This window comes from Streptomyces roseolilacinus (assembly GCF_014649335.1).
In the GTDB taxonomy this organism is placed as follows: Bacteria; Actinomycetota; Actinomycetes; order Streptomycetales; family Streptomycetaceae; genus Streptomyces; species Streptomyces roseolilacinus.
This window is the reverse complement of record NZ_BMSV01000010.1, coordinates 1-21,634: the sequence shown is the minus strand read 5'-3', so window position 1 is coordinate 21,634 and position 21,634 is coordinate 1. Positions and strand designations below refer to the sequence as shown.

Annotated in this window: 17 protein-coding genes, 1 rRNA gene and 1 pseudogene; 3 read left to right on the top strand and 16 right to left on the bottom strand. The window is 75.3% G+C overall.

Annotated elements, in window-relative coordinates; genetic code table 11:
• Nucleotides 1–78: 78 nt before the first annotated feature.
• From IE106_RS22745 to pyrG, 3 genes are all read right to left on the bottom strand, one after another.
• Nucleotides 79–2,082 (bottom strand): tetratricopeptide repeat protein, encoded by a 2,004-nt coding sequence (locus IE106_RS22745; RefSeq protein ID WP_189537250.1) that lies wholly within the window; start codon nt 2,080–2,082, stop codon nt 79–81.
• Nucleotides 2,083–2,701: 619 nt separating this feature from the next.
• Nucleotides 2,702–3,328 carry an NUDIX domain-containing protein gene (locus IE106_RS22740; protein WP_189537040.1) on the bottom strand — a complete coding sequence of 209 codons (627 nt, stop codon included), beginning with the start codon at nt 3,326–3,328 and terminating at the stop codon, nt 2,702–2,704.
• A gap of 88 nt (nt 3,329–3,416) precedes the next feature.
• Complete coding sequence (gene pyrG, locus IE106_RS22735; RefSeq protein WP_189537039.1) at nt 3,417–5,096, bottom strand: CTP synthase; 1,680 nt, start codon at nt 5,094–5,096, stop codon at nt 3,417–3,419.
• A 523-nt stretch (nt 5,097–5,619) separates the two neighbouring features.
• Here pyrG and IE106_RS22730 point away from each other — a divergent pair.
• Both IE106_RS22730 and IE106_RS31030 read left to right on the top strand, forming a co-directional pair.
• Nucleotides 5,620–7,422, top strand: a complete 1,803-nt coding sequence (locus tag IE106_RS22730) for a glycoside hydrolase family 15 protein (protein WP_189537038.1) — start codon at nt 5,620–5,622, stop codon at nt 7,420–7,422.
• Between the two features lie 163 nt (nt 7,423–7,585).
• Nucleotides 7,586–7,842: pseudogene (locus tag IE106_RS31030) on the top strand (helix-turn-helix domain-containing protein); the annotation flags it as partial.
• Here the strand turns inward: IE106_RS31030 and IE106_RS22725 are convergent.
• The 10 genes from IE106_RS22725 to IE106_RS22680 form a co-directional block, all read right to left on the bottom strand.
• Nucleotides 7,839–8,972 carry a glycosyltransferase family 4 protein gene (locus IE106_RS22725; RefSeq protein WP_189537037.1) on the bottom strand — a complete coding sequence of 378 codons (1,134 nt, stop codon included), beginning with the start codon at nt 8,970–8,972 and terminating at the stop codon, nt 7,839–7,841. The pseudogene IE106_RS31030 and the gene IE106_RS22725 sit on opposite strands and share 4 nt — an antisense overlap.
• 110 nt (nt 8,973–9,082) lie before the next feature.
• Nucleotides 9,083–9,835 carry a hypothetical protein gene (locus IE106_RS22720; RefSeq protein WP_189537036.1) on the bottom strand — a complete coding sequence of 251 codons (753 nt, stop codon included), beginning with the start codon at nt 9,833–9,835 and terminating at the stop codon, nt 9,083–9,085.
• 55 nt (nt 9,836–9,890) lie between these two features.
• Nucleotides 9,891–11,633, bottom strand: a complete 1,743-nt coding sequence (gene recN / locus IE106_RS22715; RefSeq protein ID WP_189537035.1) for a DNA repair protein RecN — start codon at nt 11,631–11,633, stop codon at nt 9,891–9,893.
• Nucleotides 11,634–11,817: 184 nt separating this feature from the next.
• Entirely contained in the window at nt 11,818–12,744 is a 927-nt protein-coding gene (locus IE106_RS22710) for an NAD kinase (RefSeq protein WP_189537034.1), read from the bottom strand.
• Nucleotides 12,741–13,556, bottom strand: a complete 816-nt coding sequence (locus IE106_RS22705; RefSeq protein ID WP_189537033.1) for a TlyA family RNA methyltransferase — start codon at nt 13,554–13,556, stop codon at nt 12,741–12,743. Before IE106_RS22705 ends, IE106_RS22710 begins: the two co-directional genes overlap by 4 nt.
• Nucleotides 13,557–13,563: 7 nt before the next feature.
• Nucleotides 13,564–13,920 carry a hypothetical protein gene (locus IE106_RS22700; protein ID WP_189537032.1) on the bottom strand — a complete coding sequence of 119 codons (357 nt, stop codon included), beginning with the start codon at nt 13,918–13,920 and terminating at the stop codon, nt 13,564–13,566.
• Nucleotides 13,921–13,988: 68 nt separating this feature from the next.
• Nucleotides 13,989–14,813 (bottom strand): ABC transporter ATP-binding protein, encoded by an 825-nt coding sequence (locus IE106_RS22695; protein WP_229840715.1) that lies wholly within the window; start codon nt 14,811–14,813, stop codon nt 13,989–13,991.
• Nucleotides 14,814–14,848: 35 nt separating this feature from the next.
• A complete protein-coding gene (locus IE106_RS22690; RefSeq protein ID WP_189537030.1) occupies nt 14,849–15,949 on the bottom strand; it encodes a FecCD family ABC transporter permease in 1,101 nt (366 codons plus the stop codon).
• Nucleotides 15,946–16,905 carry an iron chelate uptake ABC transporter family permease subunit gene (locus IE106_RS22685; RefSeq protein ID WP_229840722.1) on the bottom strand — a complete coding sequence of 320 codons (960 nt, stop codon included), beginning with the start codon at nt 16,903–16,905 and terminating at the stop codon, nt 15,946–15,948. Before IE106_RS22685 ends, IE106_RS22690 begins: the two co-directional genes overlap by 4 nt.
• 136 nt (nt 16,906–17,041) lie before the next feature.
• On the bottom strand, nt 17,042–18,073 hold the full coding sequence (locus tag IE106_RS22680) for an HAD-IIA family hydrolase (RefSeq protein WP_189537029.1): 1,032 nt from the start codon (nt 18,071–18,073) through the stop codon (nt 17,042–17,044).
• Between the two features lie 77 nt (nt 18,074–18,150).
• Here IE106_RS22680 and IE106_RS22675 point away from each other — a divergent pair, with 77 nt between their 5' ends.
• On the top strand, nt 18,151–19,434 hold the full coding sequence (locus IE106_RS22675) for a DUF1015 domain-containing protein (RefSeq protein WP_189537027.1): 1,284 nt from the start codon (nt 18,151–18,153) through the stop codon (nt 19,432–19,434).
• Between the two features lie 63 nt (nt 19,435–19,497).
• On the opposite strand, the gene IE106_RS22670 is transcribed toward IE106_RS22675, so the two are convergent.
• The 3 genes from IE106_RS22670 to rrf form a co-directional block, all read right to left on the bottom strand.
• Nucleotides 19,498–20,262 carry a tetratricopeptide repeat protein gene (locus tag IE106_RS22670; RefSeq protein WP_229840713.1) on the bottom strand — a complete coding sequence of 255 codons (765 nt, stop codon included), beginning with the start codon at nt 20,260–20,262 and terminating at the stop codon, nt 19,498–19,500.
• Entirely contained in the window at nt 20,247–21,347 is a 1,101-nt protein-coding gene (locus IE106_RS22665) for a hypothetical protein (RefSeq protein ID WP_189537025.1), read from the bottom strand. The genes IE106_RS22670 and IE106_RS22665 overlap by 16 nt, the downstream gene beginning before the upstream one ends.
• Before the next feature lie 26 nt (nt 21,348–21,373).
• Nucleotides 21,374–21,490, bottom strand: a 5S ribosomal RNA gene (gene rrf, locus IE106_RS22660).
• Between the last annotated feature and the right edge of the window lie 144 nt (nt 21,491–21,634).

Below are 21,634 nucleotides of genomic sequence, written 5' to 3'. Positions count from 1 at the left end.
CACACCGGGATACACCGCGGGTAAACGCGGCGGACCCAGTCTAATGAAGGACTTCCCCGTGTCTAGCCTTACAAAGCATTAATTTTTTTGAGAACCACTGCGGATTTCGTAGGCAGACGGGGCGGGATGGTCGAAGGGCCCCTGACCTGCGGGCCCGGGCTGCCCGGTGAGCCCGCCGGAGCCGAGGAGTCCCTCGGCGGCCGCACGGTGCATCCGGGCCGCGGCGGGGTCCCCGAGGCGGTCGAGGGTGTCCGCCAGACGGAGCCGCAACGCGGCGTGGAGCCGCGCGTCACCGGCGCGGCGCGCCCACTCCACGGCCTCCTCGCAGGTGCGCAACGAGTCCTCGGGACGGCCCGCGTACTCCTGCACCCGGGCCGCCTCGCTCAACGCCCGCGCGTGGCCCGGCAGATCCGCCAGGCGCCGGTAACCGGCCGCCGCCGCGCGCCAGTTGCGCAGCGCCTCGCCGTAGCGGCCGGCGTAGGTGTGGACGGCGCCGAGCCGGCCGTAGAGCCGCGCCTGGTCGGCCCGCTCGTCCCGCGCGAGCCGCTGCGCGAGGGCCCGGCCGTACCAGTCGGCGGCCCGCTGCCAGTCCCCCAGCTCCTGGTAGGCCCCTCCGACGGATTCCATCGCGCGCCCGGTCGCGTACGGGTCGTTCGCCAGCCGGCCGGCGTCCAGGGCGGCCCGGTAGCGGGCCAGGGCGTCGCGGGTGCGGCCGGTGCCGGCGTCCAGGTCGGCGAGGTTCAGCAGGGCGGCGGCACGCTCCCGGTGCAGGCCGCGGCGCTCGGCGACGCCGAGGACCAGCTGGTGGAGGCCGTACAGCTCGGGCGCGGCCGCCTCGGTGCCGCGGTGCGCGGCGAGGGCCCGGACGAGGGCGGCGATCAGGCGGCGGGCGAGCGTGTCCAGCTCCCCGTCCGCGACCGCGAGGCGCGCGCAGGCCAGCAGGGCGGGCTGCCGCTGCTCCAGCCACTCGGCGGCGGCCCGCCGGCTGGAGAAGCGCAGGGCGCGCGGCAGCCCGGCGAGGCGGCGGCGCGCGGGGGCGCCCTCGGACTCGGTGACCGCCTTGCAGGACTGCAGGAGCCGCACGGTCCGCTCCAGCATCCGCGCCCGCGCCAGCTGCGTCTCGGCGGGCCGGTCCTCGGCGGCGAGCCGCTCCCTCAGGAACGGCATCAGGCACCCGGGCACCTCGTACTGGCCGTGCGGGGCCTTCCGTACGAACCCGAGCGCGACGAAGCCGTCGAGCAGCGACGCGGCGGTCGACACCGAGCAGCCGGCCAGCCCGGACAGGGTCTGCGGGTCCACCGTGCCCAGCGGGGCGAGGGAGAGCAGGCGCAGGGCGCGCGCGCCGGGTGCGGGCAGCGTCTCGTACGCGAGGCGGAAGGCGCGGGCGAGCGGCCGGAGCGCGGCGGGGCGGCCGTCGTCGTCCGGCACCGCGCGCAGCCGCTTGGCCAGGTCGGCGACGGACGCGGTGGGATGGGCCGCGAGCCACCCGCCGGCCAGGACGAGCGCGGCGGGCTGGCCGGCGCACAGCTCGGCGAGCGTCTCGGCGGCCTGCGGGTCGACGGTGATGCGGACGGAGCCGGCGTAGGTGTCGAGGAGCTCGACGGCGGCCTTGACGTCGAGGCCGCCGACCGTGCAGGGCCGGACGTCGGGGATGCCGGTGAGGGGGCCGTGCGCGACGGCCACGACCAGGCAGTCGGGGTTCTCCGGGAGCAGGGCGTCCACCTGCCCGGCGTCGGCGGCGTCGTCGAGCAGGAGCAGGGCGCGGCGGTCCAGCAGGGCGGCCCGCAGCAGCTCGCTGACGTCGTCCTCGTCGGCTCCGGCGGGCGCGGCGACGCCGAGGTCGTCCAGGAGCGCGCGGGCCACCCGCTCGACCGGTACGGCCTCGCCGCCCGGCTCGGTGAGGCGGGCCCGCAGCACCCCGTCGCGGTAGCCGCGCTCCAGGTCCCGGACCAGTTCCTCGGCGAGCGCGGTCCGTCCGGACCCGGGCCGCCCGGCGATGAGCAGCACGCGCGCGCGGGGCGCCTTGCGCCCGGCGAGGGTGTCGAGCCCGGCCCGCGAGATGTCGACCCGCAGCGCCTTGATCTCCCGCGTCCGCCCGAAGAACGGCCGCTCGCGGTCCTCCGGCGCGCCGGCCCGGCCGCCGCCGTCCCCCTGGCCGCGGCCCCGTCCGGGACCCCCGGCGCCCTGCCGGTCGTGCGCGCCGGCGTCGCGCGCCGCGCGCCCGGGACGCTCGCCGCGGGTGCCGTCCGGCGCCGGCCGGCCGGCGCCCGCGGGACCCCCGCCCCGCCGGGGGGCGGGGGCGTCCCCTCCGGTCCGCCCGGGTCCTCCGGCGGTGTCCGGGCCCCCGGCGGCCGGTGCGGGGGCGGGGCGCGGCCGGTCGGCGCCGGCGGGCGGCGCCGGTGGCGCGTCCGTGTCCCGGTGGTCGTCCCGGGCGGGGCGGGAGGCGTCGGTGCCCGGTCGTCCCGTGCCGCCCGCGCCGGCTGTGGGGCGCTCGGGGTCGCCGATGTTCACCGCCTGGTCCGTCACGGGTCACGCTCCCGTCCGCCTGCGCTACGTGCTGGTTCCGCCGGGTCTCCGGCGGGTGCTCCGAGCGTAGTTCAGCGCCGGGGGCGTTCCGTGCGGAGCGCGGCCCGCACATCGCCCGATCGGATCAGCTGATCGTCACACCGGCTGGCGCCGGGTGGCCCCGCGCCGGTCCCGCTCACGCCGTGAAGGGCCTCGCCGGCCAGGGCGCCTGCGCCGGGCGCAGCGCGTCGAGGCCGTCGCCCGCCCGCGCGGCGAGCACCGACAGGACACCCACCACCAGGCAGTTGTTGTGCAGGTCCCCCGCCAGGACGCCCCGCGCCAGCTCGGTCAGCGGGACGCGGGCGATCTCCATGTCGGCCTCCTCCTCGGCGACCTCGAAGCGCTCCCCGTCCGCCTCCGACAGGCCGCGCGCGAGGAAGATTCGCACGGCCTCGTCGCAGCCGCCCGGTGTCGTGTACACATCGGTCAGGACGTGCCACTGCTCGGCCTTGACGTGGGCCTCCTCGTACAGTTCCCGCTGGGCCGCGCGCAGCGGGTTCTCGCCGGGCACGTCGAGCAGGCCGGCCGGGATCTCCCACAGCTTCTGCCGCACCGGGTGCCGGTACTGGCACAGCACGAGGACGCGGTCGTCGTCGTCGAGCGCGAGCACGGCGACCGAGCCGGGGTGGACCTGGTAGTCGCGGCGCACGACCGCCCCGTCCGGCATGACCACCTCGTCCGTGCGGACACTCGTCTTGTTGCCCCGGAACGGGGTCTCCGTCGCGGTCACCCGCCACTGGGCCGGCGTGTCCTTGATGGTCATGCGGTCGTCCTCCCTCGGCACACGGAACCGGGGTGCGGGTCCGCGTGGACCCGCACCCCGGTCAACCGTATCGCCTGCGGTGACGCCGTCAGCTGCCGGACTCGGCGGCCTGCCGGCGCTCCACCGCCGCCTTCACCAGGCCGGCGAACAGCGGGTGCGGCCGGGTCGGCCGGGACCGCAGCTCGGGGTGGGCCTGGGTGGCGACCAGGTAGGGGTGGACGTCGCGCGGGTACTCGACGTACTCGACGAGCTTGTTGTCCGGGGACGTGCCGGAGAAGAGGATGCCGGCCTTCTTCTCCAGCTCCGCGCGGTAGGCGTTGTTCACCTCGTAGCGGTGGCGGTGCCGCTCGTCGACGTACGGCTGGTCGCCGTAGACCTCGCGGACGATCGAGCCCTCCGCGAGCTTCGCCGGGTACAGGCCGAGCCGCATGGTGCCGCCCAGGTCGCCCGCGCCCTCGACGTACGCCAGCTGCTCCTCCATCGTCGAGATGACGGGGTGGGAGGTGGCGGCGTCGAACTCGGTGGAGTTCGCGTCGGTGATGCCGGCGAGGTTGCGCGCGGCCTCGATGACGATGCACTGCAGGCCGAGGCAGAGGCCGAGCAGCGGGATCCGGTTCTCGCGGGCGTACCGGATGGCGCCGACCTTGCCGTTGACGCCGCGCTCGCCGAAGCCGCCCGGGATGACGATCGCGTCGACGTCGCCGAGCTGCTGGGCCGCGCCGGCCTGGGTCTTGCAGTCGTCGGACGTGACCCACTTGACCTTGACGCGGGCCTTATTGGCGAAGCCGCCGGCGCGCATGGCCTCGGTGACCGACAGGTAGGCGTCGGGCAGGTCGATGTACTTGCCGACGAGGGCGACCGTGACCTCGTGGTCCGGGTTGTGGACGCGGTCCAGCAGGTCGTCCCAGGTGGTCCAGTCGACGTCGCGGAAGGGCAGGTCGAGCTTGCGGACGACGTAGGCGTCGAGGCCCTCGGTGTGCAGCACCTTCGGGATGTCGTAGATCGACTTGGCGTCGATGGCGGCGACCACGGCCGCCTCGTCGACGTCGCACATCAGGGAGATCTTGCGCTTGATGGCGGTCGGCACGTCCCGGTCGGCGCGCAGGACGATCGCGTCCGGCTGGATGCCGATGTTGCGCAGCGCCGCGACGCTGTGCTGGGTCGGCTTGGTCTTCAGCTCGCCGGACGGGCCGATGTAGGGCAGCAGCGAGATGTGCACGACGAAGACGTTGTCGCGGCCGACCTCGTGGCGGACCTGGCGGACGGTCTCCAGGAACGGCAGCGACTCGATGTCGCCGACCGTGCCGCCGACCTCCGTGATGACGACGTCGACGTCGTCGGCGGCCATGCGGCGGATGCGGTGCTTGATCTCGTTGGTGATGTGCGGGATGACCTGCACCGTGTCGCCGAGGTACTCGCCGCGCCGCTCCTTGGCGATGACGGTGGAGTACACCTGGCCGGTGGTGACGTTGGCGGAGCCGTCGAGGTCGACGTCGAGGAAGCGCTCGTAGTGGCCGATGTCCAGGTCGGTCTCGGCGCCGTCGTTGGTGACGAACACCTCACCGTGCTGGAACGGGTTCATCGTGCCGGGGTCGACGTTCAGGTACGGGTCGAGCTTCTGCATCGTGACCCGCAGGCCCCGCGCCTTGAGGAGCGCACCCAGGCTGGAGGCCGTCAGGCCCTTGCCGAGGGAGCTGGCGACACCCCCGGTGACGAAGATGTGCTTGGTCGTCGTGGCTGTGCTGTTTCGGAAAGCAGCGGGCGGCATGGCCAAGAGGGGGCTCCCGTGGTCGCGGTCTGGAGGTGCGTACCGGCGTCCGGCCCGGAGCGGTCCGAGGGGAAAACCCGAGGTCTCCGGGGGTGCCGTCGCTGCGGTTCGGGGGCCGCCGATTGGTTCTGCGGCGCCCACCGGTCCACGGGCTACCAGGGTATCAGCGACGGAAGGGGACCGCGTTCCGGCCACACGACCGCCACGAATCGGCCATTGTGGAGTCCTGCGCGCATGCGCGCGGACCTGTGCGAAACAGATGGGCGTGCGCCGTGCTGCATGCACGCGCACATCTGGGTACGCGCTCACTCGTTCGGATCATCCGCACTACCAGCCTCTACCAGGAAGATCACACAGAGGACCCGGGCGCGTCGTATCCTGCTCGGACACCCGTTGCCGAGTCAGGCCCGCGTACGGCACCACCCCCGCCCGTCGTCCGGGACCCCTCGCGTCAACGATCCTTGACCCTGACCCCAGTAAGCGCCCCGCGGGGCGAACGTGGCCGTTCGACTGGAGATTGCACGTGGCCGGGCGCATCGAGGACTACGCACTCATCGGAGACATGCAGACCGCCGCCCTGGTCTGCCGGGACGGCACGGCGGACTGGCTGTGCCTGCCCCGCTTCGACTCGCACGCCGTCTTCGCAGGAATCCTCGGGACCGAGGAACACGGATTCTGGCGGGTCGGGCCGGCGCACGCCGAGGGCTCCCGGCCCCCGGCCGCCGACCGCCGCCGCTACCGGGGCGACTCGCTCATCCTGGAATCCGAGTGGGACACGCCGCGCGGCACGGTGCGCGTCACCGACTTCATGCCGCCCCGCGACGGCGCGCCGCAGCTGGTGCGGATCGTCGAGGGCGTCAGCGGCCGGGTGAAGATGCGCTCCGCGCTGCGGATGCGGTTCAGCTACGGCCGGGTCGTGCCGTGGGTGCACAAGGTCGACAACCGCACGGTCGCCGTCGCCGGGCCGGACTCGGTGTGGCTCGACACGGCGTGCGAGACGTACGGCGAGGACCTCACCACGTACGCCGACTTCACCGTCGCCGCCGGCGAGCGGGTCGCCTTCACCATCAGCTGGCAGCCCTCGCACCACCCGCAGCCGCCGCTCCCCGACCCCGAGGGCGCGCTGGAGGCGACCACCGAGTTCTGGCGCGAGTGGGTCGACCACTGCACCTACCGCGGCCCGTACCGGGAGCCGGTGGTCCGCTCCCTGATCACGCTGAAGGCGCTGACGTACGCGCCGACCGGCGGCATCGTCGCCGCGCCGACGACCTCCCTGCCGGAGGACATCGGCGGCGTCCGCAACTGGGACTACCGCTACACCTGGCTGCGGGACGCGGCGATCACGCTCTCCTCGCTGCTGCGCACCGGCTACCGCGAGGAGGCCCGCGCCTGGCGCGAGTGGCTGCTGCGCGCGGTCGCCGGCGACCCGGAGAACCTGCAGATCATGTACGGCATCGCGGGCGAGCGGGAGCTGGGCGAGGCGGAGCTGGACTGGCTGCCCGGCTACGAGGGCTCCGCCCCGGTCCGCGTCGGCAACGGCGCCGCCGCGCAGCTCCAGCTCGACGTGTACGGCGAGGTCACCGAGGCCCTGCACCTGGCCCACATGACGGGCCTGGCCCGCAACGACTACGCGTCGCTCCTCCAGCTGAAGCTGATCAATTACCTGGAGAAGCACTGGAACGAGCCCGACGAGGGCATCTGGGAGGTGCGCGGTCCGCGCCGCCACTTCGTCCACTCCAAGGTCATGGCGTGGGTCGCCGTCGACCGCACCATCAAGCTGATCGAGTCCGGCGACGCCGACGGCCCGCTGGAGCGGTGGCACGAGCTGCGCGAGACGATCCACCGCGACGTGTGCGAGAAGGGCTACGACCCGGAGCGCAACACCTTCACGCAGTCCTACGGCTCGCGCGAGCTGGACGCGTCGCTGCTGCTCATCCCGCAGGTGGGCTTCCTGCCGCCGGACGACAAGCGGGTCATCGGCACGATCGAGGCGATCCAGCGGGAGCTGTCCACGGAGGACGGCTTCATCCTGCGCTACCCGACGCAGGGCTCCGACGAGGGCGTGGACGGCCTGCCCGGCGACGAGGGCGCCTTCCTGGCGTGCTCGTTCTGGATGGCCGACGATCTGGCGATGATCGGCCGGGTCGACGAGGCGCGCAAGCTGTTCGAGAAGCTGCTCGCCCTGCGCAACGACCTGGGGCTGCTCGCCGAGGAGTGGGACCCGCGCCTCCAGCGGCAGGTCGGCAACTTCCCGCAGGCCTTCAGCCACGTGCCGCTGATCGACACGGCGCTGCGCCTGACCGCGAGCGGCGCCTACGGCGGCTGACCTCCCCGGGGCCGCGGCCCCGGGGATGCTCCGGGGGCGGGCGCGCCGGCGTCCCGCCCCGTGGACGAACAGGGCGGTGTCACCGCACGGCGGGCCCTGGAGCCGCCGGCGCTGGGCACCGCCGGCGCGGGTGGTCGCGGAGGAGCTGTCGCGGGTCGGCGTGCCGGTCCCGGCGGTGTTCGCGGACCGGGTGATCGGCCCGCTGCGGGAACACGACGCGGTGTCGCGCGGCCCGCTGCCGCCGACGCCGGGGACGTACCGGGCGCACGCGGGCCGCAAGGCGGAGACCGCGCGGGAGCCGCACCTGAGCCGCCGGACGCCGTACCACCGGCCGGCCCGCGTCTCCGAGCTCCCCGGCACGGACCTGGACGCCCCCGGACGGTCCCGGCCCTCTCCCCCGCCCTGCGGGCCCGCCGCTACGCGCCCTGGCCGGGCGGGGGGCCGGCGGGGCGCCGGGCCCCGGAGCCGCGCCCGCCGCGCGGGCACAGCTCGTCGTAGACGCTCAGCACCTGGGCGATGGTCTCCTCCTCCGTCGGCCACGTCGCGGCCTGCCGCGGCCCGGCCGCCGCGAGCGCCGCGTGCCGGGCCGGGTCCGACAGGAGCCGGGTCACGGCCGCCGCGAGCCGTACGGAGTCGCCGTACGGGACGAGCTCCGCCGCCTCCCCGACCAGTTCCGGCACCCCGCCCACCGCGGTGGCGACCAGCGGCACGCCCAGCCGCAGCGCCTCCTGGGCGAACGGCGCCCGCGCCTCCCAGCGGCCGGCCAGCACCGCCACGTCCGCCGCGGCCAGCAGCGCCGTCACGTCGTCGCGCCGCCCGAGCAGCCGCACCGGCAGCCCCTCGGCGTCGACGCGCCGCCGGAGCGCGGCCCACCGGGAGCCCTCGCCGGCGACGGCGACCAGCGGCACCGGGTCGTGGCCGAGCCACCGCCGGGACGCGTCCAGCAGCGTGCCGTGCCCCCGGTACGGCTCCAGCGGCCCGGCCGTCACCACCAACGGCCGGCCCACCGCGCCCAGTTCGGCGCGCGCCTTCTCCCCGGTCAGGTGGGCGAGGCCGCGCGGCGGCGGCAGGGTGACGGGCCCGAGGCGGGCGTCGCGGGCACCCCGCCGGCGGGCCCGGTCGACCAGCTCCGACGACGTGGCGAGGACGACGGCCGCCGCGCGTACGGCCCTTCGCTCCCTCAGCCGCAGCAGATGGCCGCGCGCCCCCTCGGCGTGCGGCCGGGAGTGCCAGGTGAACACGAGCGGCACCCGCTGCGCGGCGAGGGCCGCCGCGGACCGGACCGCGGCGTTCAGCCCGTGCGCGTGGACGACGTCGGCGCCCGCGCACACGGCCCGCAGCACGCCCACGGTCAGCGGGTCGCTGCGGGGCGGCACGGGCACGAAGTGCGCCCCGGCGCCCGGGAAGTCGTAGGCGTGGTCCAGCTCGGCGGGGGCGCACACGGTCACCCGCACGCCCCTCGCCACGAGCCCGGCGGCCAGTGATCTGACGTGAGCGCTGCCGCCCGCGCTGCCGCCGCCCAGCACCTGGACCGTACGCAGCTGTGTCACCCGCCAAGGATGCCAGTCCGTACGCACGTTCCGGCACCGCTCCGGGGCGCAGCCGGCCGTATCCCGCCACTTTCCGGCGCCCGGCGGCGCGACCTCGCCGCCGGGATCACTCACACGGGTGAGCGAGCGAGGCGGCTGACGCTCTCCCCGTTGACGGCGGCGGCGACGAACGCCGCGGCGTGCAGGGCGAGCCCGAGCCGCCCGTTCCCGGCGGCGACGGCCACGCCGAGCGCGGCGCCCAGGGCGTGTGCCCCCGTGTCGCCGAGCATCGTGCGCTCCCCCAGGTCGTCGCCGAGGACGGCGGCCGCCGCACCCATGGGCGCGGCGGCGAGCGGCCCGCCCCGCGCCACGCCGGGCGCCCCGAGGGCGAGGACGGCCAGCGCGGCGCGCCCGGGCCGTACGTCGACGAGGTTGACGAAGTGGGCGGCGCCCGCGACGACCACGCCGGCGAGCAGCCGGTCGAACGGCCGTTCCTTGAGCAGCGCGCCCGCCGCGAGCCCGGCGGCACCGATCCCGAACAGCTTGACGGCGCCGCTGGTGACCTCGCCGTGCCGCAGGGCGCCCAGGTGGGCGCGGAAGCCGCGCCGGTGGTCGCCGCGCACGTCGTCGTACGCCCCGCAGGCCGCCCCGGCCAGGGCGGCCAGCACGGCGGCGCCCCGCTCCCGGGGCGAGGGCGCCCCCAGGGCGGCGAGGGCGGTGCCGGCGGTGACGGCGGGCGCCGCGTACAGGTCGACGGCGCGGCCCGCGTGGTTGGTCCGCTCCCAGGCCGGCCTGCGGCGGCGCGCCAGACCCGCGCGCACGGCACGGGTCGCCGCGGCGGCCGTACCGCAGACGGCGGCGGCCCTCAGCAGGTGGTCGATCATGATCGTCACCTTGTCGGGGCCGCCCGCCCGCGCCCGGTGCCCGGCGGGCCCGGGGTCACAGATCGGCACGCGCGGTCGCCAGCAGCTCCTCGGCGTGGGCCCGGGCCGTCTCGGAGTCCTCCTGCCCGGCGAGCATCCGCGACAGCTCCCGCACCCGGTCCTCGCCCTCCAGGACGGTCACCCCGGACCGGGTGACGGAGCCGTCGTCGGTCTTCTCCACCAGCAGCTGCCGGTCGGCGAACGCCGCGACCTGCGGCAGGTGCGTCACCACGACCACCTGCGCCGTCCTGGCGAGCTTGGCGAGGCGCCGGCCGATCTCGACGGCCGCCTTGCCGCCGACGCCGGCGTCGACCTCGTCGAACAGGTACGTGGGCACCGGGTCCGTACCGGCGAAGACGACCTCCACGGCGAGCATCACCCGGGACAGCTCACCACCGGACGCGCCCTTCGCGATGGGGCGCGGCGGGGTCCCCGGGTGGGGCGCGAGCAGCAGCTCCACCTCGTCGGCGCCGGACGGCCCGTAGGCGACGCGCCGCCCGCCGACCTCGACGCCGTCGGGGTCCTCGGTCTGCCGGATGTCGAACGACACGCGCGCGTGCGGCATCGCCAGCGACGCCAACTCGGCGGTGACCGCGTCCGCGAAGCGCGCGGCCGCCTCCGTCCGGGCGTCGGTGAGGACCTGGGCGAGCTGCGACAGTTCGGCGCGCAGGGCGTCCCGTTCGGCGGTCAGCTCCTCGATCCGGTCGTCGTCGCCGTCGAGTTCGGTGAGCCGGGCGGCGCCCTCCTCCGCCCAGGCGAGGACGGCGGCGACGTCCTCGCCGTACTTGCGGGTCAGCGCGGTCAGCGCGGCGCGCCGCTCCTCGACGGCGGCCAGCCGCCGCGGGTCGGCGTCCAGGTCGTCGGCGTACCCGGCGAGTTCGCCCGCCACGTCGGCGAGGAGGATCGAGATCTCCCCGATCCGGTCGGCGAGCGCGGCCAGGGCCGCGTCGTGGGACCGCACGGACTCCAGGGCGCGTCCCGCGCCGGCGACGAGCGTCGTCGCGTCGACCGCCTCCGGGTCCTCCGGGTCCCCGGCGAGCGCGCCGTGCGCGAGCGCGGCGGCGGAGGCGAGGGCCTCGGCGTGGCCGAGCCGCTCCGCCTCGGCGGCCAGTTCCACGTCCTCGCCGGCGCGCGGCGCGACCGCCTCGATCTCCGCCAGCCCGAACCGCAGCAGGTCCGCCTCCTGCGCCCGCTCCCGCGCCCGCGTGGTCAGCTCGTCCAGCTGGGCGTCGAGCGCCCGCAGCCGCCGGTACGCCTTCCCGTACGCGGCGAGCGGCCCGGCGACGGCGTCGCCCGCGTACCGGTCGAGCGCGGCGCGCTGCCGGGCCGGCTTGAGCAGGCCCTGCTGGTCGGTCTGGCCGTGGACGGCGACGAGGTCGTCGGCCAGTTCGGCGAGCAGCCCCACGGGGACGTTGCGCCCGCCGAGGTGCGCCCGCGAGCGGCCCTCGGCCGAGACGGTGCGGCTGATGAGCAGCGCCCCGTCGTCGAGCTCGGCACCCGCCTCCTCGGCGCGGCGGGCCACGGCGTCGTCGGGGGCGACGCTGACGCGTCCCTCCACGACGGCGGACGCGGCTCCGATCCGCACCAGGGCCGGGTCGGCGCGCCCGCCGAACAGCAACCCCAGACTGGTCACGACCATGGTCTTGCCCGCGCCCGTCTCACCGGTCACCGCGGTGAACCCGGGTGACAGCTCGACCACCGCGTCGTCGATGACTCCGAGCGACCGTATCCGCATCTCCTCCAGCACGTGGAAGACCATACGAGGTCCGGCGGCCCCGACGCGACGAGCCCCGTCCTCCACGCCGGAACGACCAGGTGGCGCCACCCCCGCAATCACCCGCGGGGGTGGCGCGTCCACGGCCGTCGCGGGCCTGGCGCGGGGCCTGGGGAGTGTCTTCGAAGTGGCGTCGTTCGCCCGGCAGACGGGACTTCGAAGACACGACCTAGTGCGGGGCGCCGCGCCAGCCCGAGACGGGCAGGGCGAACTTGGCGACGAGCCGGTCCGAGAACGACGCGTGGTGCAGCCGCGCCAGCCGCACCGGCACCGATCCGCGCCGCACCTCCACCCGCGCTCCGGCGGGCAGGGTGACGGTGCGTCGCCCGTCGCACCACAGCACCCCGTCCGGGGTGTGCGGCTCGACCTCCACGGCCAGCACCGAGTCGGGCGTCGTGACCAGCGGCTTCGCGAACAGGGCGTGCGCGCCGATCGGCACCATCAGCAGCGCCTCGACCTCCGGCCAGATCACCGGCCCGCCCGCGGAGAAGGCGTACGCCGTGGACCCGGTCGGTGTCGCGCAGATCACACCGTCGCAGCCGAAGCCGGTCACCGGGCGCCCGTCGATGGCGAGGACGACCTCCAGCATGCGCTCGGGCGCGACCTTCTGCACGGCCGCCTCGTTCAGCGCCCAGTTGGTGTGCAGGACGTCGCCGTTGTCGTAGACGACGACGTCGAGGGTCATGCGCTCCTCGACCTCGTAGGCGCGGGTGACCACCCGGTCGACGACCTTGTCGAGGTCGTCCCGCTCGGCCTCCGCGAGGAACCCGACCCGCCCCAGGTTGACGCCGAGCATCGGCACGCCGGACGCCCGGGCGAACTCGGCGCCGCGCAGCAGCGTCCCGTCACCGCCGAGGACGATCAGCAGCTCACAGCCGTCGAGGACGTCGGGCGTGGCCTCCGGGACGGTCTCCACGGACGGCGGCAGCGGCAGGTCGGCGGCCTCGGCGGCCAGGACCCGTACGCCGAGGCCGCTGCGCAGCAGGCCGAGGACGACGAGCTCCGCGCTGCGCACGGCGGCGGGACGGCCGGTGTGCGCGAGGAGGAAGACGGTCCGCGGCCTCGGGCCCGGTGCCGTGTTCGGTCGTGAGGTCAACGGGGTCCCTCCGCCACGGCGCGGTCGACGTCGGCCGGATCGAGCGCGGGCGCCCCGGCCCGCAGCCACAGGAAGTACTCGACGTTGCCCGACGGTCCGGGCAGGGGGCTCGCGGTGACGCCCAGGACCCCGAGCCCGAGCCCGGCGGCCTGCCGCGCCACGTTCCGTACGGCCTCGGCGCGCAGTTCGGGGCTGCGGACGACGCCGCCGCTGCCGAGCCGCTCCTTGCCCACCTCGAACTGCGGCTTGACCATCAGCACGAGGTCGGCGCCGGGCCCGGTCACGCCGGCGAGCGCGGGCAGGACGAGGCCCAGCGGGATGAACGAGAGGTCTCCGACGACCAGGTCGACGGGCTCCCCGCCGATCGCGTCGAGCGTCAACTCGCGCACGTTGGTGCGGTCCTTGACGGTGACGCGCTCGTCGCTCTGCAGCGACCAGGCGAGCTGCCCGTAGCCGACGTCGACGGCGACGACGTGGGCGGCGCCGGAGCGCAGCAGCACGTCGGTGAAGCCGCCCGTGGACGCCCCGGCGTCGAGCGCCCGCCGCCCCTCGACCTCCAGCCCGCGCGGTACGAACGCGGCGAGCGCGCCGGCGAGCTTGTGGCCGCCGCGCGACACGTACTCGGGGTCGGAGTCGTCCGGGGAGACGACGAGGGCCGCGGCGGTCTCGACCTGGGTGGCGGGCTTGGTGGCGGTGGTGCCGCCGACCGTCACCCGCCCCGCCGCGATCAGCTGGCTCGCGTGTTCGCGCGAGCGGGCGAGCTTGCGGCGTACAAGCTCGGCGTCGAGACGGCGGCGTGCCACTCCTGCCACGTTCGGTTCAGCTCCTGTGGTCGTTCGGGGGTCCCGGCCGGGGGTGTGCGTCCAGCGCGGCCAGCGCCTCGCGCAGCCCCCGGTGTACATCCTCGTACACCTCCGGGTGTCCGTCCGCCACGAGGTGGTCGGCGTCACCCAGCCGCTCCAGCAGGGCGTCCACGAGGCCGTGCCCGGTGGCGGTCCGCTCGACGCCGAGCGGCAGGGGTCCGCCGCCGGCCCCCTCCTCGTCGGGGCCGGCGGGCGCGCCGCCGTCCGCCCCGGGCGGGGACGCGGGCGGCGCCGGGGCGCCGGCGGGGTCCGGGGCGCCGGCGGGGTCCGGGTCGGCCGGAGGGCGGAGCTGCTGCGGGGGCGTGGCGTCCATGCCCCGACGCTACCGCGAAGCCCCCGCCCGCCGGCGGTCCGGACCGGTGCCGTGCCGCCCCGCCGCGGCTACCGCTGCTTCTGCGGCGCCCGCGCCCGCCGGGCCGCCGGCACGATCAGCGGCGTGCCCGTCTCGGGGTCGTCGATGACCTGGCAGCGCAGGCCGAAGACCCGCTCGACGAGGTCGGCGGTGACGATCTCGGACGGCGGGCCCTGGGCGACGATCTCCCCGCCGCGCACGGCGATGAGGTGCGTGGCGTACCGCGCGGCGTGGTTGAGGTCGTGCAGGACGGCGACGAGGGTGCGGCCCTGCGTCTCGTGGAGCTCGGCGCACAGGTCGAGGACGTCGATCTGGTGCTGGATGTCGAGGTACGTCGTCGGCTCGTCGAGCAGCAGCAGCGGGGTCTGCTGGGCGAGCGCCATGGCGATCCAGACGCGCTGGCGCTGCCCGCCGGACAGCTCGTCGACGTACCGGTCGCCCAGCTCGCCGACGCCGGTGGCGTCCATCGACTCCCGGACGATCCGCTCGTCCTGCGGCGACCACTGCCGCAGCAGCCCCTGGTGCGGGTAGCGGCCGCGGGCGACGAGGTCGGCGACGGTGATCCCGTCGGGCGCGATCGACGACTGGGGCAGCAGCCCGAGCGTCTTCGCGACCTTCTTGGCGGGCATCGTGTGGATGCTCTGCCCGTCCAGCAGCACCCGGCCCTGCGTGGGCCTCAGCATCCGGGCGAGGGCGCGCAGCAGCGTGGACTTGCCGCAGGCGTTCGGCCCGACGATCACCGTGAAGGAGTTGTCGGGGATCGCCACGGACAGGTCGCGGGCGATGGTCCGCTGCTCGTAGGCGAGGGTGACGGACTCCGCGGCGAGGCGCTGCTGCGGGGGCTGGGGCTGCATGGACGTACTCCTGGCGTTCTGGTCGTTCACGGGGGTCATATCCGGCCTGCTCGGCGCTCGGTGACCAGGAGCCACAGCAGGTAGCAGCCGCCGACGACGCCGGTGACGACGCCGACGGGCAGCTGGCGCTCGCCGAAGGCGTTGGTGGCGGTCCAGTCGGCGACCAGCAGCACCGCCGCGCCCATCAGCGCGGACGCGCCCAGGTTCGGGCCGGGCGACCGGGTCAGCCGGCGGGCCAGCTGGGGCGCGCTGAGCGCGACGAACGTGATGGGGCCGGCCGCGGCGGTGGCGGACGCGACGAGCAGCACCGCGGAGACCAGCAGCACGATCCGCACCCGCTCCACGCGCACGCCCAGCGCGTACGCGGCGTCGTCGCCCATCTCCAGCATGCGCAGCGGCCGCCCGTACGCGAGGACCAGCGGCAGCAGGACGGCGCTGACGGCCAGCAGCGGCCAGAACTGGGTCCAGTCCCGGCCCTCCAGGGAACCGGTCATCCACACCACGGCGCGGGTCGCGTCGACCAGGTTCGCCTTGGTGATCAGGTAGTGGATGACCGCGGTGAGCATCGCGGCGAGGCCGATGCCGATGAGGACGATCCGGAAGCCGTGCACGCCCCGCTTCCACGCGAAGACGTACACGGCGGCACCGGTCAGCGTGCCGCCGACCAGTCCGCCGACCGCGACGGCGGTGGCGTCGCCGTGGAGGAGCACGATCACGCCGAGGGCGCCGACGATCGCGCCCTGGTTGATGCCGAGCATGTCGGGGCTGCCGAGCGGGTTGCGGGTGAGGGTCTGGAAGACCGCCCCGCCGACCGCCAGGCCCGCGCCGACGAGGACCGCGACGAGGACCCGCGGCAGCCGCAGGTCGAGGACGACGAACTCCTGCACGGCCGTGCCGTCGCCGAGGAGGGTGGCGACGACGTCGCCGGGCGCCATGGGGAAGTCCCCGCTGCCGATGAGGACGATCCCGGTGGCGAGGGCCAGCGCGAGCAGCAGCAGGCAGACGGCCACGGCGCGCGGTTCGACCCGGACGGACAGCCCGCCCGCCGTCCGGACGGCCCGGACGGTGTGGGTACGGGCGGCCGGGGCGCCGGACGCGGCCGGCGCGGGAGCGGTGGGTACGGGGGTCGCGGTCACAGCTGGGCCATCCTCTTGCGGCGTACGAGGTGGATGAAGACAGGCCCGCCGATCAGCGCCGTGACGATGCCGACCTGGAGCTCGGACGGGCGGGCGACGACCCGGCCGACGATGTCGGAGCCGATCAGCAGCACGGGCGAGAGGACCGCCGCGTACGGCAGGATCCACCGCACGTCGGGCCCGGTGAGGGCGCGGACCAGGTACGGCACCATCAGTCCGACGAAGACGATCGGCCCGCACGCGGCGGTCGCGCCGCCGCACAGCAGGGTCACGGCGAGCATGGCCAGCACCCGGGTGCGGGTGAGGTTCGCGCCGAGCGCGCGGGCGGTGTCGTCCCCCATCTCCATGGCGTTGAGGGGCCGGGCGACCAGCGCGGCCAACACGACGCCGGCGGCGACGAACGGCGCGACCGCGGCGACGACGTCCGCGTCGGCGCCGGCCAGCGACCCGACGGTCCAGAACCGCAGCCGGTCCAGGGCCGCCGAGTCGAGCAGCTGGACGGCGTTGACGTACCCGTACAGCGCGGCGGTCGCGGCGGTGCCGGCCAGCGCGAGCCGCACGGGCGTGGCGCTGCGCCCGCCGCCGAGCACGTACACGAGCACCGACACGATCGCGGCGCCGACGAACGCGAACCACACGTACCCCATGAAGGAGGTCGTGCCGAGGAGGCTGGTGGCGGTGACCACAGCGGCCGCCGCGCCCGCGTTGACGCCCATCAGGCCCGGTTCGGCGAGCGGGTTGCGGGTGAGGGCCTGCATGACGGCGCCGGCCAGCCCGAGGGCGACGCCGGCGAGGAGGCCGAGCAGCGTGCGCGGGACGCGGACGTCGGCGACGAGGATGTCGTTGCCGGTCCCGGAGTTCTGGAACAGGCCGTGCCAGACATCGCCGAGCGGCACCGGTTTGGCGCCGACGACGATGCTCGCGACACACACGAGCACCAGTACGCCGAGGGACAGCAACAGCCCTGCCGCGCGCACCGACCGGCGCCCGCGGGGCTGCGCGGCGGCCTGGGGCTCCGCGCTCTGTTCGGAGGAACTCTCAACCAACACGCGGTTAGGTTAGCCTACCCTCGCCGCGATGATCGCGGGGGTGTCACCACCCCAGCCTGGCCAGCGCCTTGCCCGCCTCCAGGCCGCACACGCCGTCCCCGGCGTGGCTCCAGGCGGCCGCGCACAGCGCCCGCAGCCCGTCCACGGGCCCGCCGCTCCCGTCGAGGGCGAGCGCCTCGCCGTCGACGGCCGCGACCCATCCCCCGCAGCGGAAGGCGCCCTCCGCCGTCCCGGTCACCTCGGGTTGCCCGGTCAGCAGGCCCCGCAGGTCGGCGTCGACGTACGTCGGCCGGTGCTCGGGCCGGGCCGCGAGCAGCACCGCCGGGGTGGTCACGCCGGTGAGGACGAGCAGCGAGTCGACGCCGCCGTTGTGCGCGCCCTCGATGTCGGTGTCGAGCCGGTCCCCGACGACGAGGGGCCGCCGCGCCCCGGTCCGCAGGATCGTCTCGCGGTGCATGGGCGGCAGCGGCTTGCCCGCGACCTGCGGTTCGGCGCCCGTCGCGATCCGCACGACCTCCACGGCGGCGCCGTTGCCGGGCGCGATGCCGCGCGCGCCGGGGATGGTCAGGTCGGTGTTGGACGCGTACCAGGGCACGCCGCGCGCGATCGCGTACGACGCCTCCGCGAACCGGCCCCACGGCAGTTCGGGCCCGCCGTACCCCTGGACGACGGCCGCCGGGTCGTCGTCGGCGGACTCGACGGGGACCAGGCCCCGCTCGCGCAGCGCCACCCGCAGCCCCTCGCCGCCGATGACGAGGACGCGCGACCCCTGCGGCAGCCGGTCGGCGACGAGCCGCGCCACCGCCTGCGCCGACGTGATCACGTCGGCCGGCTCGGCGGGCACGCCCAGTTCGGTGAGGTGCGCGGCGACGGCGTCGGGGGTGCGCAGCGCGTTGTTGGTGACGTACGCCAGGTGCATCCCGCCGGCCCGCGCCTCCGCCAGCGCCTCCACGGCGTGCGCGATGGCCTCGCCGCCCGCGTAGACGACGCCGTCCAGGTCCAGCAGCGCCGTGTCGTACGCCGCGCTCAACGCGGTCGCGCTGCCACCCGGCGCGCTCCGTCCGTGCTGCCCCATCGTCCTGGCTCCTCACTCGTCCGGCGGATCCCGTCCCCCGATCATCGCTCATCTGGCCCCCCACCTACGATGCAAGGATGAACACGAGAGGTCCTGCGGCCAACGACGGCCTTCACCTGAAACCTTTCCGCGGACTGCGGTACGTCCCCGAACGGGTCCGCAGCCTCGCCGCGGTGACCTCCCCGCCGTACGACGTGGTCGTCAGGCCGGACGGGCTGCACCACCTGGAGTCGTCGGACCCGCACAACATCGTGCGGCTGATCCTGCCTCAGGCGCCGACGCCCGACGCCCGTCCGCGCCGGGCGGCGGACACCCTCGCGGACTGGCTGGCGGACGGCGTGCTCGCCCCGGACGCGGAGCCCGCCCTGTACGTGTACGAGCAGCGCAAGGGCGACCTGCTGCAGCGGGGCCTGATCGGCGCGCTGGAGCTGTCGTCGCCGGCGGAGGGCGTGGTCCTGCCGCACGAGGACGTGATGCCGCACGTGGTGGCGGAGCGCGCGGACCTGATGCGGACGACGGGCGCGCACCTGGAGCCGCTGCTGCTGACGTACCGGGGCGAGGGCCGCGTGACGGGCGCGACGGCCGTGATCGAGCGGGCGACGGCGGGCACGCCGCTGCTGGCGACGACGACGGAGGACGGGTTCGGCCACCGCCTGTGGGCGGTGACCGACCCCGGGGAGCTGGCGGAGGTCGCGGAGGACCTGGCGGGCCATCAGGCGCTGATCGCGGACGGTCACCACCGCTGGGCGACGTACCTGCGGCTCCGGGAGGAGCAGTCGGGACCGGGCCCGTGGAACTACGGCCTGGTGCTCCTCGTCGACACGGCCCGCCACCCGCTGCAGGTGCGGGCGATCCACCGGCTGCTGCACCGCCTGCCGGTCGCCGCAGCGCTGACGGCCCTGGACGGCGCCTTCCGGGTGCGGACGCTGGAGGAGGTGCCGCTGGAGGCCGCCCTGGACGCGCTGGCGGAGGCGGCGGGCGACGGCAACGCGTTCCTGCTGGCGGGCGACGGCCGCTTCCACCTGGTGGACCGCGCCGACCCGGACCTGCTGGAGCGCACGGTGCGGCGGGACCGGCCGGAGGCGTGGCGGACGCTGGACGCGACGGTGCTGCACGCGGCGCTGCTGGAGCACGTGTGGCGGGTCCCGGACGCCCCGGAGCACATCGCGTACATCCACGACGCGCGGGCGGCGGTGACGCAGGCGGAGCGGAACGGGGCGACGGCGGTCCTCATGCACCCGGTGCGCGAGGAGGTCGTACGGGACCTGGCACGCCAGGGCGTGACGATGCCCCGCAAGTCGACCTCGTTCGGCCCGAAGCCGGCGACGGGCCTGGTCCTGCGCAGTCTGGCCCTGGACTGAGGGCACGAAACGAGGAAGGGCGGCACCCCCCGGGGTGCCGCCCTTCCTCGTTTCGTCCCGCGATCAGCGCTCGGTGCCGTCGACGTCCTCGTCGGTGTCCTCGTCGCTGTCCTCGTCGAGGTCCTCATCGAGGTCACCGCCGCGGGTCCGGCCGCCGTCGTCAGTCCCCTCCGTCTCCTCGGCCTCCTCCGTCTCCTCGAACGCGTCGACGAACTCGACGCCGTCGAGTTCGGCGAGCCGGTCGGAGGCGTCGGTGGTGCCGTCCTTGTCGGACTCGAGGGCCTTGGCGAACCATTCGCGCGCTTCGTCCTCCCGGCCGGCGGCGAGCAGCGCGTCGGCGTACGCGTACCGCAGGCGCGCGGTCCACGGCTGGACGGAGTTGGACGCGAGTTCGGGCGACTGGAGGGTGACGATCGCGGCGTCGACCTGGCCCATGTCGCGGCGGGCGCCGGCGGCGACGAGCCGCATCTCGACCTGGCCGGCCTTGTCCAGCTTCTGCACCTCGGGCTCGCCGGCCATGGCGAGGGTCCGCTCGGGGCGGCCGAGGCCGCGCTCGCAGTCGGCCATGACGGGCCACAGGTCGACGTTGCCGGTCATGCGCCGGGCGGCGCGGAACTCGGCGAGGGCCTCGGCGTACTTCTGCGTGGCGTACGCGGCGAAGCCGGCGGCCTCGCGGACGGCGGCGACGCGGGAGGCGAGCCGGAGGGCGATCCGCGAGTAGGCGTACGCCTTCTCGGGGTCCTCGTCGATGAGCTTGGCGACCATCACCAGGTTGCGGGCGACGTCCTCGGCGAGGGTCTTGGGCAGGCTCATCAGTTCCTGCCGCACGTCCTGGTCGATCTCGTCACCGGTGACGTCGTCGGGGATGGGCAGCCGCTTGATGGGCTCACGGTCCCGACGGTCGTCCCTGCGGTCGTCGCGCCGGTCGTCACGGCCGCGGAAGCCACCGCGCCCGCGGTCGTCGCGCCGGTCGTCACGGCCGCCGCGGAAGCCCCCGCGGAACCCGCCCCGACGGTCGTCGTCACGGCGAGGCCCGCGGTCGCGGTCCCGGTCGTCACGCCGGAAGGGAGGGCGCTCGTCGTCACGCCGGAACGGCGGACGCTCGTCGTTGCGGCGGAACCCACCACGGTCGTCGCGGCGGTCGTCCCTCCGGTCGTCACGGCGCGGGGCCCGGTCGTCACGCGAGAAGCCACCGCGGTCGTCCCGGCGGTCGTCACGCGAGAAACCGCCACGGTCGTCGCGCCGGTCGTCGCGGCGGAAGCCGCCCCGGTCATCACGGCGGTCGTCACGGCGGGGGGCGCGGTCGTCACGCGGGAAGGCCGGCCGGTCACCACCGCGCTGGAACCCACCACGATCGTCCCGGCGGAAACCACCGCGGTCGTCACGACGCTCGTCGCGCCGGTCGTCCCGACGGAACCCACCCCGATCGTCACGGCGGTCGTCCCGCCGGAACCCGCCACGGTCGTCGCGGCGCGGGGCACGGTCATCGCGCGCGGACCCACCGCGGTCGTCGCGACGGTCGTCCCGCCGGAACCCGCCACGGTCGTCACGGCGGGGGGCGCGGTCATCGCGCGCGAAGCCGCCCCGGTCGTCACGGCGCGGAGCGCGGTCATCACGCGTGAAGCCACCGCGGTCGTCGCGACGGTCATCACGACGCTCGTCACGGCGGTCGTCACGGCGGAAGCCGCCACCGCCGCGTCGGTCGTCGTCGCGGCGGGGTCCGCGGAAACCGCCCCGCTCGCCACCGTCCCTACGACGAGGCTCGCGCTCCGGACGGTCGTCGGAGGAGTTGGTGGACATGGGTGGAGCTCCTGTCTTCGGGTACCGCAAGTCATTCTCGCGCAGTGGAGGGCCCACCGCGCTTCGAGCAAATTCAAGTGACAACAAAAAGGACCCTTGGTCCCAGCATGCACGCTGGGACCAAGGGTCCTGAAAGATTGTTCGGCGGCGTCCTACTCTCCCACAGGGTCCCCCCTGCAGTACCATCGGCGCTGAAAGGCTTAGCTTCCGGGTTCGGAATGTAACCGGGCGTTTCCCTAACGCTATGACCACCGAAACCCTATTGGGTTCGAGCGAACAAGCACACTATTCACTTGAACAAGATTTTGTGCCGGTGCGACTGTTCGCAACCCGGGAACAACACAGTGGACGCGAGCAACTGAGGACAAGCCCTCGGCCTATTAGTACCGGTCAACTCCAC

What these genes read in the sequence shown, in the direction of transcription:
- IE106_RS22740 (WP_189537040.1), bottom strand. Translation starts at nt 3,328, where the DNA reads ATGACCATCAAGGACACGCCGGCCCAGTGGCGGGTGACCGCGACGGAG.
- pyrG (WP_189537039.1), bottom strand. Translation starts at nt 5,096, where the DNA reads ATGCCGCCCGCTGCTTTCCGAAACAGCACAGCCACGACGACCAAGCAC.
- IE106_RS22720 (WP_189537036.1), bottom strand. Translation starts at nt 9,835, where the DNA reads ATGATCGACCACCTGCTGAGGGCCGCCGCCGTCTGCGGTACGGCCGCC.
- recN (WP_189537035.1), bottom strand. Translation starts at nt 11,633, where the DNA reads ATGGTCTTCCACGTGCTGGAGGAGATGCGGATACGGTCGCTCGGAGTC.
- IE106_RS22700 (WP_189537032.1), bottom strand. Translation starts at nt 13,920, where the DNA reads ATGGACGCCACGCCCCCGCAGCAGCTCCGCCCTCCGGCCGACCCGGAC.
- IE106_RS22695 (WP_229840715.1), bottom strand. Translation starts at nt 14,813, where the DNA reads ATGCAGCCCCAGCCCCCGCAGCAGCGCCTCGCCGCGGAGTCCGTCACC.
- IE106_RS22680 (WP_189537029.1), bottom strand. Translation starts at nt 18,073, where the DNA reads ATGGGGCAGCACGGACGGAGCGCGCCGGGTGGCAGCGCGACCGCGTTG.
- IE106_RS22675 (WP_189537027.1), top strand. Translation starts at nt 18,151, where the DNA reads ATGAACACGAGAGGTCCTGCGGCCAACGACGGCCTTCACCTGAAACCT.